Source organism: Pseudomonas sp. PDM01, assembly GCF_014852325.1.
Classification (GTDB): domain Bacteria; phylum Pseudomonadota; class Gammaproteobacteria; order Pseudomonadales; family Pseudomonadaceae; genus Aquipseudomonas; species Aquipseudomonas migulae.
In genome coordinates, this window is record NZ_JACVBK010000008.1 from 66,997 (window position 1) to 88,717 (window position 21,721).

At 57.9% G+C, this 21,721-nt stretch carries 14 protein-coding genes; 3 read left to right on the forward strand and 11 right to left on the reverse strand.

The window, feature by feature from the left end; all coding sequences use genetic code 11:
• Window positions 1-157: 157 nt before the first annotated feature.
• The 8 genes from IB246_RS20225 to pvdM form a co-directional block, all read right to left on the reverse strand.
• A complete protein-coding gene (locus IB246_RS20225) occupies window positions 158-1,567 on the reverse strand; it encodes a hypothetical protein (protein ID WP_008039965.1) in 1,410 nt (469 codons plus the stop codon).
• Window positions 1,568-2,141: 574 nt separating this feature from the next.
• A complete protein-coding gene (locus IB246_RS20230; protein WP_008039967.1) occupies window positions 2,142-3,002 on the reverse strand; it encodes a hypothetical protein in 861 nt (286 codons plus the stop codon).
• A 199-nt stretch (window positions 3,003-3,201) separates the two neighbouring features.
• Window positions 3,202-4,128 carry a DUF6216 family protein gene (locus IB246_RS20235; RefSeq protein ID WP_008039968.1) on the reverse strand — a complete coding sequence of 309 codons (927 nt, stop codon included), beginning with the start codon at window positions 4,126-4,128 and terminating at the stop codon, window positions 3,202-3,204.
• A 317-nt stretch (window positions 4,129-4,445) separates the two neighbouring features.
• Window positions 4,446-6,863 carry a TonB-dependent siderophore receptor gene (locus IB246_RS20240; protein WP_008039969.1) on the reverse strand — a complete coding sequence of 806 codons (2,418 nt, stop codon included), beginning with the start codon at window positions 6,861-6,863 and terminating at the stop codon, window positions 4,446-4,448.
• Window positions 6,864-6,987: 124 nt separating this feature from the next.
• Window positions 6,988-8,637 (reverse strand): cyclic peptide export ABC transporter, encoded by a 1,650-nt coding sequence (locus IB246_RS20245; RefSeq protein ID WP_008039977.1) that lies wholly within the window; start codon window positions 8,635-8,637, stop codon window positions 6,988-6,990.
• Window positions 8,638-8,741: 104 nt separating this feature from the next.
• Window positions 8,742-9,647 carry a formylglycine-generating enzyme family protein gene (locus tag IB246_RS20250; protein ID WP_008032321.1) on the reverse strand — a complete coding sequence of 302 codons (906 nt, stop codon included), beginning with the start codon at window positions 9,645-9,647 and terminating at the stop codon, window positions 8,742-8,744.
• A 29-nt stretch (window positions 9,648-9,676) separates the two neighbouring features.
• Entirely contained in the window at window positions 9,677-10,957 is a 1,281-nt protein-coding gene (locus IB246_RS20255; RefSeq protein WP_008039978.1) for an aminotransferase class V-fold PLP-dependent enzyme, read from the reverse strand.
• A gap of 28 nt (window positions 10,958-10,985) precedes the next feature.
• On the reverse strand, window positions 10,986-12,335 hold the full coding sequence (pvdM, locus tag IB246_RS20260) for a pyoverdine-tailoring dipeptidase-like protein PvdM (RefSeq protein WP_008039979.1): 1,350 nt from the start codon (window positions 12,333-12,335) through the stop codon (window positions 10,986-10,988).
• 245 nt (window positions 12,336-12,580) lie between these two features.
• On the opposite strand from pvdM, the gene IB246_RS20265 reads away from it, so the two are divergent.
• Window positions 12,581-14,209, forward strand: coding sequence for a hypothetical protein (locus tag IB246_RS20265; protein ID WP_008039980.1), 1,629 nt, complete (start codon window positions 12,581-12,583; stop codon window positions 14,207-14,209).
• A gap of 130 nt (window positions 14,210-14,339) precedes the next feature.
• Here the strand turns inward: IB246_RS20265 and IB246_RS20270 are convergent, their stop codons facing one another.
• Genes IB246_RS20270 through IB246_RS20280 form a run of 3 tightly spaced genes read right to left on the reverse strand, consistent with a single transcriptional unit; the run spans window position 14,340 to window position 18,888 of the window.
• Window positions 14,340-15,734 (reverse strand): efflux transporter outer membrane subunit, encoded by a 1,395-nt coding sequence (locus IB246_RS20270; protein ID WP_008039982.1) that lies wholly within the window; start codon window positions 15,732-15,734, stop codon window positions 14,340-14,342.
• Window positions 15,735-15,741: 7 nt separating this feature from the next.
• On the reverse strand, window positions 15,742-17,715 hold the full coding sequence (locus IB246_RS20275; RefSeq protein WP_008039985.1) for a MacB family efflux pump subunit: 1,974 nt from the start codon (window positions 17,713-17,715) through the stop codon (window positions 15,742-15,744).
• Complete coding sequence (locus IB246_RS20280; RefSeq protein ID WP_008039986.1) at window positions 17,716-18,888, reverse strand: efflux RND transporter periplasmic adaptor subunit; 1,173 nt, start codon at window positions 18,886-18,888, stop codon at window positions 17,716-17,718.
• A gap of 428 nt (window positions 18,889-19,316) precedes the next feature.
• On the opposite strand from IB246_RS20280, the gene IB246_RS20285 reads away from it, so the two are divergent.
• Together IB246_RS20285 and IB246_RS20290 are read left to right on the forward strand one after the other, a co-directional pair.
• Window positions 19,317-19,796 (forward strand): sigma-70 family RNA polymerase sigma factor, encoded by a 480-nt coding sequence (locus IB246_RS20285; RefSeq protein WP_008032335.1) that lies wholly within the window; start codon window positions 19,317-19,319, stop codon window positions 19,794-19,796.
• Between the two features lie 149 nt (window positions 19,797-19,945).
• Window positions 19,946-21,283 carry a lysine N(6)-hydroxylase/L-ornithine N(5)-oxygenase family protein gene (locus tag IB246_RS20290; RefSeq protein WP_008039987.1) on the forward strand — a complete coding sequence of 446 codons (1,338 nt, stop codon included), beginning with the start codon at window positions 19,946-19,948 and terminating at the stop codon, window positions 21,281-21,283.
• Window positions 21,284-21,721 lie beyond the last annotated feature (438 nt).

The following is a 21,721-nucleotide window of genomic DNA, read 5'->3' on the forward strand; positions in this document are numbered from 1 at the left end:
TGAACTTTGCTAGCCCGATAATGATGTAGGTGGTCGCTTGCGGATTAATATCGACGTTAAGGTGCAGAGAGTTGACGATAATGAATAATAAAAGCCGGCTAGCTAATCGAAGGTAGAAAGCCCGCTTCGCGGGCTAGTATCTAAGTTTGTGTAGTTTTTACCGAGAGATCTTATGGTAAAACATATTCAAATCTTTGAATTGCTGCGGTGTTTTTGCCTTTTTTGTCAACTCTTCTTCGTATTTGTTTTCGATGCCCATGCGCATTTGAAGCGAGTAATCGGTGGAGACGAACTCTTTCATGAGCGGAGGAGTCCATTCAATTGGCTGGCCCACTGGGTTGCTGACTTCGCTAAGTTGAGCGTCCGTAAAAACAAAAGGCTCACCTGATTTGATATTCCTGAACCACAGCATTCTAATTTCTTCAGGGGCATTAGCGCCATTTTTTATCGCTGGCGTTATTGGTTGCCAAATGCTTTTTTTGGCATGAACCTGAGCAGTTCCGTGGCAAGACAGGCATGAAGACTCTGGGTTGTCAATGGGGCCATTTACGCGATCATTCGCACCAAAATATGTTCTTTTATTAGGGTCGAACAGAACCCCAGTACTTCTAAGCGATTTTATCTCATCACTCAAAAAACCTTCAGAAAAAGATGCACTATCTGTTTTTCCTGGATCGTTACCCCAGGCTAAACCTACGGGGACGAGGTTATCCCTCCAGTTTGCAGGCTCTTCCCCGGTTTGATTGTTGTACATAAAGGTTCCGAAGATCCAGCCAGTAGTTGATGAGAAACGTTGATCCTTAACACCAAAGTCAATCTGAATTAACTTCATGGGCTTAGTTTTGCGTTTGCCTTCACGATCTATAACTGTTGACTCCTTCTCATCTAGATAGACGTGCGCTTTCCACTCTGGCGATCCAATCAGATGGGTGTATTCCTTATCATTCTTATCAATATCCACAAACAGAAATTTAATTACAAATGAGCCATTCTGAAAATTTAATTTAGTCAGATCTGGATTGTTTTTGTCTTTCCATACTTGACCAAACTGGTATCCACCTGTGTTGTTATATAATCCGACAGCCCATGCTTGACGTTTTGTTGTTAGGGAGGGGTAGACATAGCCTGCTCTTGTACTGCGCTCTTTTGTTAAACCACATAATGGTTCTCTACCGCTAGGACCACGTGTCATCCACGGTGCATGAAACCAATCCGCTGAAGCTTGTGGGCACCCATTGGTCATATCACCGTCCAGTGCTTGCAAACCATAATCGAGGACCGCCTTGTAGTAGTCCGCTCGCTCGCTCAATATCTTTGGATTCTTCACCATCCAAGGCTGATTCGATTGGTCTGCCACTGTCATCGGAAAATTGTAATTAGCTTTGAATTTCTCTTTCGGCCATTCAGCGACCTCTCCCTTACGAGGTGGCGTTGAGTTTTCAAAGCCAGGAGTGTAAGAGAGAGCGTTTACGCTGCAGGCGTAGGAAATAAGTATTGAAAACGCGAACGTCGGGATTGGCATGAATCTGCTGTTTGTTTTTTTCGTGACGCTCCTGAATTTATTCATTACTCAAGCTCTCCATATATTTGAGACCACAGAGTTGTTGCTTCACCGGAAACGGAAAAAAGCCACCAGCTGGAGACTAGCAGGAAACGGCTTAATTTCGAGTCAACCTAGTAGGTAGATCTGCTAGCACTCACCAGAGGTCGGGGTTCACGTGGAAAGCAGGTTGGGTTGGGAAATTGAGAGCACTGCCTTCGATGAATTCTTAACCCTTTGGAACCAAGGAGCATTCGAGCGGCAACGATTTGGCCACGCCTTTTATAACTACAGGGAGCAGAGATTACAAAAGTAGCGCGCTACTGCGTCTACTCCATCGCAGAATTTGAGTGGGTCGAATGCAGCACAGCGGCATCCGACTGGCCACAAATATAAACGGTGGTTCAAGCCACCTTTGGCAATCATCTGGACGATACAGCCTGAGCTGGATCTCTTATTGCGTCTCTCGTCCCGTTGAGTGCCCCACCTCACCCTGAAATGGACAAAGACGATTATGAATCCACTGATTATCCTATGAGAAATAATCGGTTCAGGTGTTTGTTTTAAACAAGCACTGCTGCAAAAGTCAGGTTGTATGTATCTATATGTGCGGCATTGGGAGTACCTCGTAATTCAATGTTAGTAATGCATCTAAGTTTCCACCCATTCGATGCCAGTCTTTCTTTGAGGTCAAGTCTACTTGCAGTCCAAATTTTTGTCCCACGTGATTGTTTTTTAACTCCAGCTCGCACACGTATCCATTAGCTACCGGCTCACCCTTGATGCGCCAAGTAATAGTGTATTCGTCAGGGGAGTAGCTCGAATCAACTTCGACTTCGAATCTTACTGTGTCGCCTAAGAATAAAGGTTTTGTAGTGAGGGAAAAATGATTTTGTATTTCGTTTAGATATTTGACGTTTCCAAGTGAGTCCGAATATCTGGTGAATGTAGGGGCAGGGAATTTGTCTTGAGCGCTCATCTTGGAGTAGTGTGCCTTGATGGATTCAATTATGTCATTTCCATAACATAGTATTTGTTCGACGGCATGAAGCGATAAGGTCGGTGAGTTTGCATGATATAAAGCATTTCTATGTCCTGCCAGAATGCTAACTATGTGTTTTACATGCTTTGAGCTAAAAATAAATTCAGATTCCAGAGATGCCCTGAAAAACTTATTGTAGTTGTCATCTCTTCCTATAATACTTCCAAGATGTTCAAATGTTAACGTGTCGACAGGCCTAGGGTACTGCGATGGATTTTCGTTTTGATAAGATTGTATCCGCTCTTTGATTTTTGATTGGAAAACGCTGAGGTCGCCAATTTTTGCAGTGTCAGTGTAATTCTCGCCAAACTCTCGTAGCAGCGTGTCATGAATCAAGGCGCGAAGCCAAAGCTCACATGATTCTAATCGTTGTCGACATGCTGAGCGTAAATCTTCGGAATTTAGAAGGTGGAGAGCCATGTTTTCCTGCATTTAATATTCAGGGGGCTGATGCGATGAAGGAGTGTAAGTGCCCCTTCGGTTATTGATTGATGTTTTTTTGGGGGGGGCTGATTTGCCAGTTCTAATAGAGGCGGTGTTTTGCGTTTCACACGTCTCGGTGTCCGTAAAAATCAGGACTGGCTTAAATCAGTAAAAATCCGGATCAAACATAAATACATCAACTATTATGCGGCGTGACAGCGTTTGGTGGTGTTACAACCTCTTGTTCTTCTTGGAGGGTTGGGGCGAGAGAAGCTTGTTTGTCAGATGGGAGAGCAGTGTGAGAATCAGACGAATTGGCCGTCGGTGGAGGCGTTATACGTAATCTGTTCGCCATTTGAGCTTGAGCTACTGCCCGTAATATCACCACTAAAATGAACGTCAGCAACACCATGAAATACGCAGCGATGAGTCTTTGTTCAACCATGTTTTTTTTGATTTTTTCTGCGTTATCTGTATCAAGTGTTTTACAGATAACTTTAATGTCGTCGCTAGTTAAACCTGGATTGGATAGTTTGTTGCAGTTTTGAAGGGTGACTGAAAATTCAGGGACGCTTCGTTCAAGAATGAAATCTGTTGCTGTAGAGCCATTTGTCCAAAAGCTTACTTTTGATGACTTGATGGTCAATAATACGCTGTCGTTGGCAAGAAAGTAGGCTGAGCCAGCCAATAGAATAAATAGTGGGATGAGTGCAGTGCCTGCGAAAAATGTTATTGTTTTCATCCATGGAGTTCCGAATATCCATGGGCGCTCACGCATCCAGCCACGTGAGAAAGATAAGTCTCCTATATTGATGTTATGTTTTTTTGCCCATTCTAGTGTGGTGAGTAGTACCTCCATTGATGGGAAGTTGATACCGGTGCGAAATCTAAAACCTTCAACGTCACGAATATCTGACCAGTCTTGTTTTAGCGTAGAGTGGTTTATGTTTCCACCGCCGATAAGTCGCCAAATACGGTCAAATAGGAAGTGCGCTGAGCGAGCTCGAAATATAGCCCATATAATAAGAGTTAATGTTATTCCGGCGGTGACCCAAGGGTTGATGTCCTTGAGACTGCCTACAACGCTATCGAATAATTGTGCACTGTTGTTTGGAGCATCCATTGCAGTAATATCCTTATGTTTTCCAAGTGGGCTTCGATACGTCGTGATGACCAGTCAAACGGCCCCTGTACGACGGTGGGCAGACTTTAAAGATGGCGTAAATCAATTGCAATACTTAGGGTTTTTCTGATCACCGTTAATTGATATTGGGGTCTTGGAAAAAACGCGCCATCACCCAGAGATGGCAGGTTAGATCAATGCGTCGGCGTTGCTACAATCCCCCGACGACTCAATCTCGGCCATATCAACCAATCTTCAAAACCAAAACCGGGCCGCAAGCGGCCCGGTGGTGTGTAGCTTTTTGACTATCCCGAAACTCAGTACTGAGCCCGCAACGTCAACGTCAGATTACGCGGATCACCATAGAAGTTAGTCCCCCACGAAGCATCCACGCGATCGTAGTACTTTTTATCAAACAGGTTGTTGCCAGTCAGTGTCGCCGACAGGTTCTCGTTGAACTTGTAGCCAACCTGCGCGGTGGCGATGCCGTAGCCGCTTTGTTCGAAGCGTACTTCACGCTGGTACCAGGTCTTGCTGACTACGCGCACGCCGCCGCCGACACTGAAGTCTTTGAGCGGGCCGTCAGCGAATTCGTATTTGGTCCACAGGTTGAAGTTGTGCTTCGGCGTGATGGTGCTGAAGGTGCTGCCTTCGGTCGCGTCGTCAGATTTCAACAATTTGGTGGTGGTGAAGGCGTAACCGGTGACGATGCTCCAGTTGTCGGTCAGGTTACCGCTCAACTCGGTTTCCCAGCCCTGGCTGCGCGCCTTGCCTTGTGCTTCGTTTCCACCGGTGTCGGCGTTGAATTGAGCACGGTTTTCATCGTAGATGCGGAACATCGCGATGCTGGCGTTCAGGCGGCCGTCGTAGAACTCGCGCTTGAGGCCGACTTCATATTGCTTGCCTTTACGCGGTCCAATGGGCGAGTTGTCGCTGTCGAGCTCGCTTTGTGGCTTGAACACGCCGGTGTAGCTGGCGTAGGCCGACAGTTCCGGGGTCAGCTTGGCGATGATGGCGCCGTAAGGCACGACCTTGCGGTTGATGCTGGTGTGGGCTTCGCCGAAGCTGTTGAAGAAGGCGTTGGCGTTCTTCGCGTCACTTTCGTACCAGGTCACGCGGCTGCCGCCGATCACGTCGAGCCAGTCGGTGACGTTGAACTTGGCGCGGGTATAGAGGCCGTACTGGTCGGATTTTGACCAGTTACCGTTGTTGCGCTCGTAGTCGTTCTTGGGAATATCGATACTGCCCGGGTTGTAGACGTTGATCGGGAAGTACTCGCCGCCACCGTATTCAAAGTCTTTGTCGAGGTGCTGGTACTCGGCACCCACGGTGAACTCGTGTCTGCGATCCGCGAATTCGAACGGCGTGGTGACGAAGCTGTCGACGCCGATGGTTTTGATGTGGGTGTAGTAGTCGTACGCCACGGCCGAGCTGTCGCCGGTAGCCGGATCGACGGCACCGTCGGCCCAGGTGAAGTTACGCTGTGGGGTTTCCGCGTCGCGGTAGGTGACGGTGGTCTTGAACTGACCGCCGTTGTCCAGCGCGTGATCGACCTCGGCAAAGGACTCCCAGACTTTCTCGTTCAGGGTGTTCCACTTGGCATCGACGAACGTCGAGCGCGGCACGTCCAGCAACTTGCCGTCGGCAAAGGCCGGCAAGCCGAACGCCGGGGTGGAGTGGTTTTGCTGGTAGGCGCCGCCCACCGACAGGGTGGTAGATGGGGCGAGGTCGAACTCCAGGCGACCGTACACCATCGGGCGTTCGTTCTGGGCAGAGTCGACGTAGGATTTGTTGTTTTCGTAAGCGGTGATGAAGCGACCGCGCACGGTGCCTTGATCGTTCAGCGGGCCGGTGACGTCCACCATCGAGCGGTAGTGGTCATAGGAACCTGCGCCCAGCTCGCCGCCGAGGGCGAATTTGTTCAGGGCACGCTTGCGCACCACGTTGATGGTGCCGCCGGGTTCGCCAGCGCCTTGATACAGGCCGGATGGGCCGCGCAGCACTTCGACACGATCGTACATCGCGAGGTCGAAGCTGGTGCCCAAGTCGCCCTGGCCGGTCGGTTGCGATACGCCGTCAACCTGTACCTGGTCGACGAGGAAGCCGCGCATGTAGACGTCGTTCAGGCTGGAGCCGGAGTTGTACGTCTTGATGGTGACGCCGGTGACCTGGCGCATTGCGTCTTGCAGGCTGTTCATGTTCTGGTCGTCCATGCGCTGGCGCGTGACGACGGACACTGACTGCGGGATGTCCTTGAGCTTGATGTTGCCCTTGCCGATGCTCACTTGATCGGTGGTGTAGGAATGCGTGCCTTCAGTGGTAGGCCCCGGCGCCACGCCGGAAATGGCGGTCGCGCCCAGTTGCAGCGCGCTGGAGTTACCCGCGACCGGAATCAGCGAAACGGTGTTGCCAGTCAGTTGAAACGTAATGCCGCTCCCCAGCAGCAACGTATTCAATGCCTGTTCCGGCTCCAGATTGCCGGAAACCGCCGTGGACTTGAGGCCGTTGACCATGTCCTGGCTGTACAGAATCTGCAGGTCGGTCTGTTGACCCAGTTGCTGCAGCGCGCTGGCCAGCGATTGCGCAGGCACGTTGACGTTCACCGGCGCGGCCTGGACCTGAGAGGTGCCCAGCAGCAACAGGGTCAGCAACGCACCCGGTACGACTGTTCGGAATTTCTTTTGCGGCGCGATGGCCAGTGCCAACGGCGCGCGGGACAGGGTAGGGCTTTGCATTGCTCAAATCGCTCCTAAGGTGTGCAGATTTTTTAGTTAATGATAATTATTATTAGACGCATCACCCCGACGAAACCGGAAAACAAACTCCGAAAATAGTCGAGGTATATGGATTCAACGCTGCTCAGGCGGTCGCCCGCTCCGTCACCACACGTCCTGATTCCATGCGAACCAACTGATCGGCCATGTCGAAATAGCGGTCGTCGTGGGAGATGACGATGATGGTTTTGCCCAGGCGCTTCAGGTCCGGAAGCAGCTCGGTGTAGAAGATCCGGCGGAAGGTCGGGTCCTGGTCGGCCGCCCATTCGTCAAACACCAGCACCGGGCGTTCTTCCAGCCAGGCATTGACCAGTGCCAGGCGTTTACGCTGGCCGGTGGACAGGTCGGTGGTGGTGAAACTGCCGTCCTTGACGCTGACCTTGTGCGCGATTTCCAGGCGTTGCAGGTATTTGTTGGCGTCTTCGGGAATGTGCTGATCGCCTTGCACCACGTCATCGAACAGGTAGTAGTCGGCAAAAATCGTGGTGAACAGTTGGCGATAGTCGTCACGGTTCTGCGCATCGACACCTTCGCCGTTGAGCAGGATTGCGCCTTGTTGCGGCGCATAAAGCCCCAGCAACAACTTGATCAGCGTGGTCTTGCCGCAGCCGTTTTCGCCGACGATGAAAATGATGTCGCCCTGTTCGATGGTCAGGTTCACCGGCCCCAGGCGGAATGCTTCGCTGCCCGGTGCAGCCGGGAAGGCATAGCTGACGTTGTCCAGTTGCAGGCTGTTGACCACGGCCGGTTTTTTGCCGGTGTCGTTGAGCAGCAGGTGCGGCTCGGGCGAGGAAAACCGGCTCGACAGTTCAGCGATGCGGCGGAAGGCAATCCGCGCCCGGCTGACCACCGGCAAGGTGCCGACCAGATGCTCGATAGGGCCTTTCATGTACAGCAGCACCAGGACGAAGCCGCTCATCACCGACTTGTCGGCGCTGGGCCAGAACGATTGCAGGGCCAGCGCGAGGCCGATGACCACGAAGAACAGCATCGACCCCAGCGTCTTGGCGATCACGAAGGTATTGATCGAACGCACCTGGGTGTTGCAGATGAAATCCGCCGTGCCCTGAATGCCCGAGGTGAACATGCGCTGGCGGCGCGGACGGTGAATGCGCAGTTCCTTGGCGCCGCCGGCGATGGCGTTGTAATGCTTTTGCAATTCGTCTTCGGCGTCACGGGCGGCCATGAAGCCCTTGATGCCCTTGCCCTGTGCGTAGAACTGGATGCCGGTGCCGATGGCAATCGCCAGCACCATCATCAGGAACATCGGCCACGACAACAGGGCCAGGTAGCCCATGCAGCCGAGGGTCACGGTCAGGGAAATGGCCAGCGGCGCGAAGGCAAACGCGAAGTCGCTGATGGTGTCGACGTCATGGGTCAGCACCGGGATCAATCGGTGGCTGCGATAGCGTTCGATCTGTTCGATGGGCGCCGACAGCACCTTTTCCCCCAGCTCTTTGCGCAGCTTGGCGATGATGTGCTGGCCGACGTAGTTGGTGCCGATGTCCGAGCAGATCGAACTCGCCAGCGCCAACAGGCAAAGCCCGCCGAACAGTGCGACCACGCCCTGGGTCAGGCCGCTTTCCGAATGCAGGGCATTGTTGATCGTGGCCAGCAGCACCGTCACGCTCAGACCGCCCACCATGCCCAGAATGATCGACAGGCTGACCACCAGCCGGAACGGTTTCAGGAGGGTGAACAATTCATGAATTGCACCGCGCGTAGGCTGGGTCATGAGGAAAGGGTTCCTTGGGTCTTGAGGCAGATACCCAGAAGAACGTGTGGCCAGGCGTTTAATTTAGACGGCCGCCGACTGGCGGCGGCCGAGGGGAAGGGGTGTCAGCCTTTGGACGGCAGATCACGCACGACGCGGAAACCGATCCAGTCGCCACGGGTTTGCGGGTAGATGTTGTTGCGGTTGCCGGAACGCGAGAACACCGGCGCTTCGCCCCAGTCATTGCCGCGAATCTGCAAGGCTTCGCAGTTGGGTTCGACCCACGCGCTGCCGTCGGTGGGGGCGCCGACGTAATCGCTGTGTTCGCAGTCGGCGATCCACTCGTAGACGTTGCCGTGCATGTCGTACATGCCGAAGGCGTTCGGCGGGTAGCTGCCGGCCGGGGAGGTGTAGCTGTAGCCGTCGGTTGGCCCGTAAGTATTGGCATGGGTGGCGATGCTGTACTCGGTACCTTCATCGAACGGGAACGGGAACGGCCCCGTTGAACCGGCGCGGGCGGCGTATTCGCGCTGGGCCTCGCTGACGATGTGGTAGTGCTGGCCGGTCTTGAGCGACAGCCACGCGACATACGCGCTGACCTCGGCAAAGTTCATGCACACCGCCGGCTGACGCGGGCTTTGTGGATAACGCGGCTTGCTGTTGATGCACTCGCGGCCGGGGCGGGTGTCGCCGTCGGGAATGGTGATCCCGGTTTCTTTCAGGTACTGGTCCCATTCGCCGGCGGTGATCTGGTACCGGCTCATGGCGAACGGCTTGTCGAACGTCACTTCGTGCATCGGGCCTTCATCGGGTTCGCGACCGACTTCACCTTCCGGCGTGCCCATGGTGAAGGTACCGGCGGGCAGCACCACCATTTCCGGGCAGTTGCGGCAATCCTTGAACACCTTGCCCGGCAGCGGTGCGGTGGTGGCCTGGGCGGCGCCGGGCAACGCGGTGCCGAGCAATGCCAGGATTGTCAGCGCCCCGAGTTGTGGGAGCGACAAGCCGAGTCTGTGCAGGATGTTTTTCATATGCATTCTCGCTAAAGGAAATCGGTGTTTCAGAGCTTGCTGGCCAACAACGTCATTACGCGGTCGATGTGCGCCTCGGTGTTGAGCAGGCCCGGCGACAGGCGAATGATCGGGCCGACATCGCGGTCCACGGCATCGCAGACCACGCGCTGGTCCATCAGGAAATTGGCGACTTCTTCGCAGTCGCGGTTCTTGATCCGGAAGAACGTGAAGCCGGCGGAATACTCCGGCGACAACGGCGTGACGAGCTCCACCGATGGATGCTCCTGCAAGCGCTTTTTCAGGTAGCTGTTGATTTCATGGATGCGTGCCTGAACCTCGGCCTTGCCCAGGTCCAGATGCAACTTGAAGGCTTCGGTCAGCGCCCAGCGGTGTTCAAACGAGTGATAGCCGCCGTAGGTCATCACGGTCGAAAACGTGGTCGCTTCGGAGAATGTCGGGATGGTCGGCGTGAGGTCCTTCATGTCATCGGAGCGCGCGCAGATGATCCCGGTGCCCCGTGGGCCGAACATCCATTTGTGGGTGCCGGCGATGAAGTAGTCGCAATGCATGTCCGGGAAATCGAGGTTTTCCACGCCGAAGCCGTGGACGCCATCGACCACATAAAGGATGCGATCCTTTTCCTGGCGGTCGCGGTTTTTCTCGGCGACCAGTTTGCCGATCTCGCCGATGGGCAGCTTCACACCGCTGCCGGAATGCACCCAGGTCATGCCGAGCACGCGAGTCTCGGGGCGAATGTTGCGGGCAATCGAGGCCAGTATTTCTTTCGTCGAGACCTTGTACGGGTCTTCGAACAATTTGATTTTACGGACCTTGGTTCCGTCCTTTTGCGTGCGGAATTCAAACACGCTGTTGGCGGCGTAGTGCTCATGTTCGCTGGTCAGGATTTCCTGATCCGGACGCACGTGAATGCCGGCGTAAATCATCGCCAGGCCTTCGGTGGTGCTGCCGGTCAGGGCGATCTGCGAAGGCTTGGCTTTCAAGTAGTGGCCGGCCCACACGCGCACGTCTTCCTCACGGCGTTCGGTTTCGCCGCGATGCCAGTCCATCGCCAGGCCGGGGTTGCGGTCGAGGTTGGCGCGGTGCATCTCGATGGCTTCGCGCACGGGGCGAGGGTGTGAGGTCACCAGGAAGTTGGCGAAGTGCAGGTAATCGGGATCCTGATTGAACAGCTGGCGAAACTGCGCCCATTTGTCTTTGGGTAGCGGCGCCGGCGTGGCGGCCACTGCCGGCAGGCTGACTGCTGAACCCAGGGGAATGGCGGCCGCGACAATGCCGGCCTGCTTGAGGAATGTACGACGGTTGGTCATGAATTCGGTTCGCTTGGCAAAGTGAATGTCAGTGTTTGGCGACGGGTCTGGAGGACTTCTGCACCTGATCCCAGACGCGCAGGAAATTGCCGCCCCAGAGCTTGGCGATGTCGGCCTCGCTGTAACCGCGGCTGATCAGTTCGGCGGTAACGTTGCGTGCCTCGCTGACGTCTTTCCATCCGTTCAGGCCGCCACCGTCGTTGAAGTCGGAGCTGATGCCGACGTGATCGATGCCGATTTTTTTCACGGCGTAGTCGATGGCGTCGCCGTAATCCTTGAGGGTGGCCTTGGGCTCTTCATCGACAATGCCGTAGAGCTGACTGGCGTATTCGCCGAAACGCTGTTCCGACCACACGGTGATCACCGGGTCGCCCGGCATCAGCGCCATCTCCAGGCCTTGCAGCGGTTGCAGGTCGAAACGCGCACGCAGGGCATTGAGTTTGTCCTGGGTGCCCTGGCTCAGCGGCTTGATGTAGGTCGGGAAGCCGACGATCTGCACCACGCCGCCGCTGTTCTTGATCAGCTGCATTTCGCTGTCGCTGAGGTTGCGCGGGATGTCCACCAGCGCCCGTGGCGCCGAGTGCGAGGCGACCATCGGTGCGCGGCTCAATTGGCTGACTTGCTCAAGCGCTTTGGTCGACATTTGCGACACATCGATGATGACCCCGAGGTCGTTCAGGCGATGCACCGCTTGTTTGCCCAGCTCTGACAGGCCGCCCAGCGCATCACGGGAATCATTGAAAAACGGCAGCGGCCGGGACGAATCGGCCCAGGCGTTGTTGCCCACGTAACTGAAGCCGAACATGCGCATTCCGCGCGCGGCCCACTTATCCAGGGCGTTGACGTCGTTGCCCAGCGGGTAGGCGTTGAGCATGCTGATGAACACGGCGAACTTGCCTTCGCCGTGCAGGCGTCGGAAGTCGTCCGGGGTGTAGGCAATGGCCACCTGATTGGGGAAGTCGCGCACCAGGGTGGTGATGATTTTGTAGCGGGTCTCCTGCTCGTGACGGGCTTCGTCGATGAACCCGGCGGTGGGGCGGTGCGGGGCGTTGTCGCCGTTCCAGATTTCGGGCCAGCCGAAAATGGTCAGCGCCGCGCCGGACAGGCGGCCACGCGCTGTCTTGACCAGGTCGAACTGGCCGCTGCCGTCCTTGTCGGCCTCGTTTTCGGCGGTGCCGAAATCCATGGGCACGGTGATGTGGCTGTCGAACGAGAGGATGCGTTCTTGCAGTTCATCGGCCTGTTTCATCACCGCGACCGGGTAGCCGGGGTTGTCGTTGAGCCAGTAATCCCAGGCCGCAAACCCTGCCGCGCCAGCGATGGCCAGCGCCAGGGGCAGGCCAATGAAAAGAGCCTTTTTCGAACGAGGTTTTGTCATTGCCATCTCAGTCAGGTTCGCCGTCGAGGGTGCAGGCGCGGGGGCCTTTGCTATCTGGGAAGAACGAGTGGCTGGCTGGGAAATTTAGTGAGGCTGATGGCCTCTTCGCGGGCAAGCCTCGCTCCTACAGGTCAACGCACAACCCCTGTAGGAGCGAGGCTTGCCCGCGAAGCTCTTAAATTTGTCGAGGCAACAAACGTTCTAGCTTGGATAAAGCCTGCTCCATGGCTGACACAGGTAGGGCAATGACGATTTCTCGACGATGGTTCCTGGCGGGGCTGGCACTGACCGGTGCCGCCCTGCCTGCGGCGTATTACGGGCATCGCGAACTGACAAAACCGGACCCGACCATTACCCCCGGCGAAGCATCATTCGACGTCGCGGATTTGGCCGGTCAGCGTTTGGCCAGCACCTTGCAGGGCGTCTGGGACATTCGCTTCGAGGGGCGTGACGCGGGGCTCGACGGCTTGCCTCGCGAGGGCTTGCAACTGCTGCTCGACGTCGGTCACAAGGGCCGTGGGCTCAACGGTTTTCTCGATACTTTCGAGGCGCTGCGTGCCGCACCGCCACCGCGCTATCGCGTCCTCGGCGATCTGACAGGTGTAGATAACAAAGAGCTGAGCTGGCGCCTGATCGATTCCCGATCCCCAACGGGGACGCCGGACTACGAATTCACCTTCAAGCTGGACGAGGTCTGGGCCGCGTTCGGCAATGCCGGCAGCGGCACCTTGAGTGGGCGTGTGCTGCGTCTGGATCGTCCGTTGGCCCTGACCGCCCAGGACAACCGTTTCGTCGCGGTCAAACAGGTGTTCCCTGAAGCGCGTGAGCGCACGGGCCTGGGCCCGGCGTTGCTGGCGTGGCTGATTTCGCCCGAGCACCGCTTGTTCCATCAGCTCTGGCACGCCTCCCGCGACAAATGGCACACCTTGTCCGAAGACAAGCGCAACGCCTTGCGCGGTATCGGCTGGCAGCCGGGGCTGCGGGACAAGGAGCGCGATGCGCGCGGGCCGCGCAAGGACCGCAATGGCTCGGGCATCGACTTTTTCTTCATGCACCGGCACATGCTCGGCACCGCGCGCTCCCTGCAAGACTTGCCGTCGTGGCAGCAGTTTCCGTTGCCGCAACCGGAGCTGGTGCGTGATCGCCAGGCCTTTGCCCGTTACTTCGACAACCACGACGGCACCGCTTTGCCGCCGGCCTGGCGCGCCGAAGACGATGACGAGTATTCGCAGTGGGTGGCCGATCTCAAGACTGCCGAGACCTACCACAGCAATTTTCAGGTCTGGGAGTCGCGATACCGTGACCCGCGTTACCTGTCGAAATTGACCTTGGGGCAGTTCGGTTCCGAGGTCGAACTCGGGCTGCATGACTGGCTGCACATGCGCTGGGCGTCGGTGCCCCGTGATCCGTCCAACGGCCAGCCTGTGCCGTTTGCGCGGGACACCGCAGACTTTTCCGCCCGTTGGTTCGCGGCGGAAAACGACTTTCTTGGCGACCCGTTTTCCTCCCATGTGAACCCGGTGTTCTGGCATTTCCATGGCTGGATCGATGACCGTCTCGAAGACTGGTTCCGTGCGCACGAGCGCTTTCATCCGGGGGAAGTCAGGCGGCTGGAGGTCAATGGCGTACCGTGGTTTGCGCCCGGTCGCTGGGTCGAGATCGACGATCCGTGGCTCGGCCCGAGCACCCATGGCTGCAACACCACACCGGGGTTGCAGGCGGGCAAGTCGGTGGAAATGGACCCGGAAACCATGAAACTGGCGCTGCGGATTACCTTTGGTGAAGATGAGAAGAAGCTGGAGGATCTGTTCCGCAAGGTGCCGCAACGGCCTTGGTATGCGCGGAATTTGAAGGCTAAACAGAGTCCGGTTTGATTACCGCGTTATCGTTCTTCGCGGGCAAGCCTCGCTCCTACAGGATTCAGGTGTGCCGCATGATTGGGGCATGACACTTAACCTGTAGGAGCGAGGCTTGCCCGCGAAGGGGCCATTGCTATCAATACAATCACAACACCTGCCACCCACCCCCAAGCGCCTTGTACAACGCAACACTCGCCTGCAACCTCGCCAACCGCAGCTGCACATTCAAATCCTGCGCGGCATACAGCGTGCGCTGGGTCTCCAGCACCGTCAGCAAATCCTCGGCCCCGGCCTGATAGCGGCTTTGCGCAATGTCGAATGCCGTTTGCGCCTGATTCAATTCTTCACTTTGCCATTGGCGCTGGGCGTCCAGTCCGCGAATGCCGGTCAGGGCTTTTTCCACGTCGGCAAAGCCGTTGATGATCGCGCCACGGTAGGTTTCCAGCAGTTCTTCCTGGCGCGCCGTGGCCTTGTCGCGTTCGGCGCTCAGGCGACCGTTGTTGAAAATCGGCGCGACCAATCCGGCGGTGAGGTTGTAGAACGGGCTGCGCAGCACATCGCTGAACGTATCGGCGCCAGAACCGATCTGGGCGCTCAATGTCACGGTGGGCAGCATTTTCGCCCGGGCCACGGTCACATCGGCGCGTGCGGCCGCCAGTTGCGCTTCGGCGCGAGCGATGTCCGGGCGACGGTTGAGCAAATCGCTGGGCACGCCCGCACCGATGACCGGCCAACTGAGCTGGTCGAAGCGCTGATCATCAAGCTTCAGTTCCTGAACCGGACGGCCGAGGAGGGCGGCGAGGGTGATCCGTGCTTCTTCGGCTTGTTGCTGCACCAGCGGCAACTGCCGTTGTTGCGCGGCCACCAGGCTTTTTTGCTGGGCCAGTTCCAGAGCCGTGGCAGAGCCTGAGTCGAAGCGGGTTTGTACCAGGTTCAGAACCTTCTGCGCGTTCGCCAGATTGAGCTGCGCGATACGGTGCTGTTCCTGCAATGACAACGCTTGCGCGTAGGTGCTGGCGACCGCGCTGAGTAGCGTCAACTCAACCGTATCGCGATCGAACTCACTGGCTCGCAGGCCGAATTGCGCGCTGTCACGGGAGGCGCGCTGGCCGCCCCAGAAATCGATTTCATAACTGGCGCTGAGGCTGGCGTCGAAGTAATCCACCGCCTTGTTGCTGTCGTCGGCGTCCAGTTGGCTGTAGCCGTTGCCGCGCATCAGCTTCTGGCGATTGGCGTTCCCCGCAGCCTTCACTTCCGGCAACAGCGAACCGCCGGCGATCACGGTGGTGGCTTGCGCTTGACGCACCCGGGCCAGTGCGGCCGCCAGGTCATAACTGCCGATGCGGGCCTGTTCAATCAGTTGATCGAGCTGCGGGCTGCCAAAGTGCGTCCACCACTGGGCGTTCTGCATCAAGGCGTTTTCATGGTGTGCCGACTGCCAGGAGGGCGGCGGCTGCAGGCCGCTGTCCGGGCGCTGGTCGGGGTTGGCGCAAGCGCTGAGCAACACGCAGAGGGTCAACAGGCTGAGTGGCGCTTTCATAGATCGATCATTCACTGGTAAGGGCCGTGACCGGGTCGAGCCGGGCAGCTTTGCGGGCCGGCATGAAGCCGAAGACAACACCGGTGACCAGGGCGCAGCCGAAGGCACCGAGTACCGCTATCAAAGAGAACGCGACGGCCACTTCGCTGAGAATCAGCACGCCGCCGACGATCAGCGCCAGGGCAATGCCGGCGAGGCCGCCGACCACCGAGAGCATTACCGCTTCGGTGAGGAACTGCCGCAGGATGTCGCGCTGACGGGCGCCGGTGGCCATGCGGATGCCGATCTCGCGGGTGCGTTCGCGCACGGTCATGAGCATGATGTTCATCACGCCAATCCCGCCCACCAACAGCGAAATCGCGGCGATCGAACCGAGCATCAGCGACAGGGTATTTTGCGTGCGCGCTTCGGCCTGAATCATTGCGGCGTTGTTGGTCAGTTCGAAATCCTTTTTGCCGTCGTGCAGGCGCAACATCAACTGCTCGATGGCGGTTTCCGTCTCTTTGACCTTGCGCGCATCGGCCGCGGCGATGGCCACGTACTCGGGGTTGTGGGTGCCGAACAGCCGCACACTCGCGGCGGAATACGGGATGGCGATGCGGTCGTCGCTGTCGGTGTCGCCGGAGCTGGCACCTTTTTCCGCAAGCACGCCAACCACCTGGAAGGGCACGTTTTCGATCAGGATGTACTGGCCGATCGGGTTGGCCACATCCTTGAGCAATTTGGTCCGCACCTTGTGCCCGATCACTGCGACGGCCGCCGCGTTGCGTTCATCGTCCTGGGTGAAATAGCTGCCTTCCACCACCGGCCAATTGAAGATCGCCGGGAAGTTGGTGTCGTTGCCGCCGACGTAGCTCAAGTGGTCGAGGTTGCCGAAGCGCACCCCGGCCTCCTGGCCGTTGACCGGCATGATGCGCGTCACCTGCGGCAGGCTGCCGACCGCCGCGACGTCATCGAGGGTGATGATGCCCAGCGGTGTTCGCGGGTTCGGTGCCGAGCCGCTGAGGTAAATGATGTTCGAGCCGAACGCGCCCATCTGCGCCATCACCTGACGCTTGCTGCCTTCACCGACGGCGAGCATCACCACCACCGACGCAACGCCGATGATGATCCCGAGCAGGGTCAGCGCGGTGCGAAACTTGTTGATCCACATCACCCGCCAGGCCGCGTGTACGGCGTCCACCAGTTCGCCTTTCCAGGCCCCCGTGGCCTCCGCGCCTTCGCTCAGGCGCTTGCGCAAATCCACGGCTTGCAGGGCGCCGGGGTTGGCCGAGGTTTGTACGTCGGGGTTGTCGTGGGCGCTGTCGCTGATGATCAGCCCGTCGCGGATTTCGATGATGCGTTTGGCCCGGGCCGCGACTTCGCGGTCGTGGGTGATGAGGATCACCACGTGGCCCTGGCTCGCCAGTTCATCCAGCAGCGTCATCACCTCGGCACCGCTGTGGCTGTCGAGGGCGCCGGTGGGTTCGTCGGCGAGGATGATGTGGCCGCCGTTCATCAAGGCGCGAGCGATGGATACGCGTTGTTGCTGGCCGCCGGAGAGTTGGTGCGGGCGGTTGCCGGTGCGTGAGGCGAGGCCGAGGCGGTCGAGCAGGGCGGCAGCGCGGGCATGGCGTTCGGCGGCCGGGGTGCCTGCGTAGATAGCCGGCATCTCGACGTTTTCCTGGGCCGAGCCGGACGGAATCAGGTGATAGCCCTGGAACACAAAACCGAAGGCTTCGCGGCGCAGCCAGGCCAGTTCATCGCTGTCGAGCCCGGCGACGTTCTCCCCGGCGAAGCGGTATTCGCCGGACGTCGGGCGGTCGAGGCAGCCGAGGATGTTCATCAGCGTCGACTTGCCGGAACCGGACGCGCCAACAATCGCCACGAATTCCCCGGCGTGGATCGACAGGTCGATGCCGCGCAACACGTGAACTTCAGGTGAATCGCCGCCGCCGTAGGATTTGCGGATGTCCTGCAGGTCGATCAGGGGCGTCAGCATCTAGCCGCCACTCCCGTCGATCGGGCCGATCAACAGGTGATCGCCTTCCTGCAAGCCATCGAGGATTTGCACCCGCAGGCGATCGCTGATGCCGGTGCGAACGTCGCGTTGCTCGATGCGGCCGCTTTTGGCAACGACCTGCGCGGTCTGGATGTTCGGTTGCGTGCCGCCTTGCAACGCGGCGATAGGCGCGGTGAGCACGTCTTTCGCCTGGTCGGACACGAAGAACACTTGTGTGGTCATTTCCGCCATCAGTGCGTTGTCGGCGTTATCGACGTCGAGCAGCACGGTGTACAGCACCACGCGAGCGCTGCCGCTTTTGCTCGAACTGGTCGGGCTGCCACCGCCCTGGCTGGTCTGGTCCAGAGGCTTGGGCGGCACCGGCAGGATTTGCCGCACGGTGCTGCTCCAGCGCCGCTTGCCACCGCTGAGGGTGGTGAACCAGGCCGTCATGCCGGGTTTGACGTGACCGATGTCGGCTTCCGAGACTTCGGCCCAGACCGTCATCGGCGACAACTTGGCGATGCGCAGAATCAACGGTGTTTGCTGTTGCGCGTTGAGGGTCTGGCCGACCCGGGCATCGAGTGCAACCACGGTGCCGGACATCGGCGCGTAAATGCGCGTGTAACCGAGCTCGGCCTGATCGCTGCGCAGGCTGGCCTGGGCCTGGCGGATCTGCGCCTGGAACATGTCGATGCGCGCCTGGGTGGCGCGCAGCTCTGCCTGGGCAGTTTGTACGTCTTCTTCGCGGGTGGCGCCGCCGGCCTTGAGGTTCTGCTGGCGCTGGAACTTTTGCCGGGCCAGCTCGTGCTGTGCCCGTTGTTCCTCGAGTTGCGCCTTGAGGTTTTCCACGGAAAAACGCCCGGCGTCGAGTTTGGCCTGTTGCGTGGACGGATCGATTTCCACCAGCAACTGGCCTTCCTTGATCACATCACCGACTTCCACATGGATCTTCTGGATCTGCCCGGACGCCTGCGCACCGACGTCCACGTAGCGTCGAGGTTGCAGGGTGCCAAGCGCCGTGACGCTGCTTTCGATGTCACCCCGACTGACTTGTACGGTGGCGAATTTGTCCCGGCCGGGCGGGATGACCTGCCAGGCAGCCACGGCGATAACAGGGATCAGACAAAGTGCTACAAGCAGGGCGCGTCGGGTGTGTCGGGGACGTTTCATGCAGGGTTCCGGCCAATGGATATCGGCCCGTCGCTCAGCCTGCGCACAAAATCCGGCAACAGTTGAACGCTGTCGGGAAGCCGACAGAGACGGGGAGCTGTCCTTAATACGAGGAAAGCGGCGGGGAATTTAGGCGCGGACACAAGCCGACACAATCACCCCTGTAGGAGCGAGCCTGCTCGCGATGGACGTCACCGATAACGCGTTTCTTCCTGAATAAACGCGTCGCCCTCAAGTCCTTCGCGAGCAGGCTCGCTCCTACAGGTTCGCGACTATTTGTCGGGCAAGATGAAGCAATACTTTAAATCTATATGAGAATTACTATAAATTACGCACCTCGAACTGCCACTATCGTGCCACTGCCCATTTCGGCGGTCGTTGCGGTGGCTCAAGGAAAGAAACCGCACCCCTGCGGCCGGGAGTCATGGTTGGAAAACTACTATCGCGAGCTGGTGTGTTTCCTCAACGCCAAGCTGGGCAACCGTCAGGTGGCCGAAGATGTGGTGCATGACGCTTATGTGCGGGTTCTGGAACGTTCCAGCGACACGCCGATCGAGCAGCCCCGGGCATTCCTTTATCGCACCGCGCTCAATCTGGTGATCGACGACCATCGGCGCAATGCCTTGCGTCAGGTCGAATCGCTGGAAGTGCTCGACAACGAAGAACGCTATTTCACCCCGTCCCCGCACAACAGCCTCGACCACGGCCAACGCCTGGAAATGCTCCAGCGTGCCCTGGCGGAATTGCCACGGCTGTGCCGCGAGAGTTTCCTGCTGCGCAAGATCGATGGCCTGTCGCACCCGGAAATCGCCGAACGCCTGGGGATTTCCCGGGCGCTGGTCGAGAAGCACATCGTCAATGCGATGAAGCATTGCCGCGTGCGGATGCGCCAGTGGGATGCCCACTGATCTTCTCCGGTGGGTAAAAAAACAATATTAAATTTTGTTTCATTGTCCTCGTTCCCTATCAACAGACGACCTGCTGTCCTGCTCAAGGCTGGTCAGGTCACTTAGGCTTACGCCCCACTGTTGAGGGGTTCATCCAGAGGACACTGGAAATGACACAGGCAATTGCATCGCCCATCGTTCACGACCTGATCGGCGTCGGTTTCGGCCCTTCGAACCTGGCGCTGGCCATCGCACTGCAAGAGCGCGGGCCGAGCCAGGGCGAGCTGGATGTACTGTTTCTCGACAAGCAGGCGGACTATCGCTGGCACGGCAACACCCTGGTGACCCAGAGCGAATTGCAGATTTCCTTCCTCAAGGACCTGGTGACCCTGCGCAATCCGACCAGCCCGTATTCCTTCGTCAACTACCTCAAGCACCACGGTCGTCTGGTGGATTTCATCAACCTCGGCACCTTCTATCCGTGCCGCATGGAATACAACGACTACCTGTGCTGGGTCGCCGGGCAATTCGCCGAGCAGAGCCGTTACGGCGAAGAAGTGCTGACCATCGAGCCGGTGCTGCACAACCAGCAGGTCGAAGCGTTGCGCGTGATCTCCCGCGATACCCAAGGCCAGCAACACGTGCGCACCGCTCGATCGGTGGTGGTCAGTGCTGGCGGAACACCGCGCATTCCCGAAGCGTTCAAGGCGCTGAAGGATGACGGTCGGGTGTTCCACCATTCGCAGTACCTGGCGCAGATGGCCAAGCAGCCGTGCGTGAATAATCAACCGATGAGCATTGCGATCATCGGTGGCGGGCAGAGCGCGGCGGAAGCCTTCATCGATTTGAACGACAGCTTCCCGTCGGTGCAGGTCGACATGATCCTGCGCGGCTCGGCGCTGAAGCCGGCGGACGACAGCCCGTTCGTCAACGAAGTGTTCTCGCCGGAATTCACCGACCTGGTGTTCCAGCAGGCGAGCAGCGAGCGCGAGCGTCTGGTCAACGAGTACCACAACACCAACTATTCGGTGGTGGACATTGACCTGATCGAACGCATCTACGGGATCTTCTATCGCCAGAAAGTCTCGGGCATCGCGCGTCATGCGTTCCGTACCCTGACCACTATTGAAAAAGCCACCGCCACCGAGCGCGGCATCGAACTGGCAGTGCGTAACAACGCCACCGGCGAAGTTACGGTTCGGCATTACGACGCCGTGGTACTGGCCACCGGTTATGAGCGTCAGATGCACCGCAAACTGCTGGCTCCGCTGGAGCAGTACCTCGGTGATTTCGAGGTGGACCGCAACTACAAGCTGATCACCGACGAACGCTGCAAGGCCGGCATCTACATGCAGGGCTTCTGCCAGGCGAGCCATGGTTTGAGCGACACCCTGTTGTCGATCCTGCCGATTCGCGCGGATGAGATTGCCGGGTCTTTGTATGACCATGGCAAGCACCGTGGGCATGGCCGTTCGGTGGTGGATTTGTTGTTGGCGACTGCCAGCTGAGATTTTTAGCGCCTGTTATGCCGCCATCGCGAGCAGGCTCGCTCCCACAATTGATCTCTGTCGTACACAAATTCTGTGTTCACAGAAGATCCCCTGTGGGAGCGAGCCTGCTCGCGATGGGGTCCTGAAAAGCGCCACAAATCCACAATCCTGAACCCTTCCTGAAGATCCCGGCAATTCCCCGACGACTTGCCAATGCATCGTTTACTCTCCAGAAATCGGGGCGTAAGCTTCGCGCGTTTTCATCAATAGCGGAGACCCACAGTGGGTACTTGTTCGAGTGACAGTAGTCGGCCGGTTTCGATAACCGGCAACAACCCGGCAAGATAACGCGCAACCTTTTGTGCCGTTGTCTCGCCTGATAGCGAGCAGCGGCATCCCGATCGCGGCCAGTCCTGGTCCGTGTCCCGACGTCCTCTCATCGACGCTGAACCGTGC

What these genes read in the sequence shown, in the direction of transcription:
- IB246_RS20230 (WP_008039967.1), bottom strand. Translation starts at nt 3,002, where the DNA reads ATGGCTCTCCACCTTCTAAATTCCGAAGATTTACGCTCAGCATGTCGA.
- IB246_RS20265 (WP_008039980.1), top strand. Translation starts at nt 12,581, where the DNA reads ATGACGATTTCTCGACGATGGTTCCTGGCGGGGCTGGCACTGACCGGT.
- IB246_RS20255 (WP_008039978.1), bottom strand. Translation starts at nt 10,957, where the DNA reads ATGACCAACCGTCGTACATTCCTCAAGCAGGCCGGCATTGTCGCGGCC.
- pvdM (WP_008039979.1), bottom strand. Translation starts at nt 12,335, where the DNA reads ATGACAAAACCTCGTTCGAAAAAGGCTCTTTTCATTGGCCTGCCCCTG.
- IB246_RS20235 (WP_008039968.1), bottom strand. Translation starts at nt 4,128, where the DNA reads ATGGATGCTCCAAACAACAGTGCACAATTATTCGATAGCGTTGTAGGC.
- IB246_RS20240 (WP_008039969.1), bottom strand. Translation starts at nt 6,863, where the DNA reads ATGCAAAGCCCTACCCTGTCCCGCGCGCCGTTGGCACTGGCCATCGCG.
- IB246_RS20275 (WP_008039985.1), bottom strand. Translation starts at nt 17,715, where the DNA reads ATGCTGACGCCCCTGATCGACCTGCAGGACATCCGCAAATCCTACGGC.
- IB246_RS20225 (WP_008039965.1), bottom strand. Translation starts at nt 1,567, where the DNA reads ATGAATAAATTCAGGAGCGTCACGAAAAAAACAAACAGCAGATTCATG.
- IB246_RS20250 (WP_008032321.1), bottom strand. Translation starts at nt 9,647, where the DNA reads ATGAAAAACATCCTGCACAGACTCGGCTTGTCGCTCCCACAACTCGGG.
- IB246_RS20290 (WP_008039987.1), top strand. Translation starts at nt 19,946, where the DNA reads ATGACACAGGCAATTGCATCGCCCATCGTTCACGACCTGATCGGCGTC.
- IB246_RS20280 (WP_008039986.1), bottom strand. Translation starts at nt 18,888, where the DNA reads ATGAAACGTCCCCGACACACCCGACGCGCCCTGCTTGTAGCACTTTGT.
- IB246_RS20270 (WP_008039982.1), bottom strand. Translation starts at nt 15,734, where the DNA reads ATGAAAGCGCCACTCAGCCTGTTGACCCTCTGCGTGTTGCTCAGCGCT.
- IB246_RS20245 (WP_008039977.1), bottom strand. Translation starts at nt 8,637, where the DNA reads ATGACCCAGCCTACGCGCGGTGCAATTCATGAATTGTTCACCCTCCTG.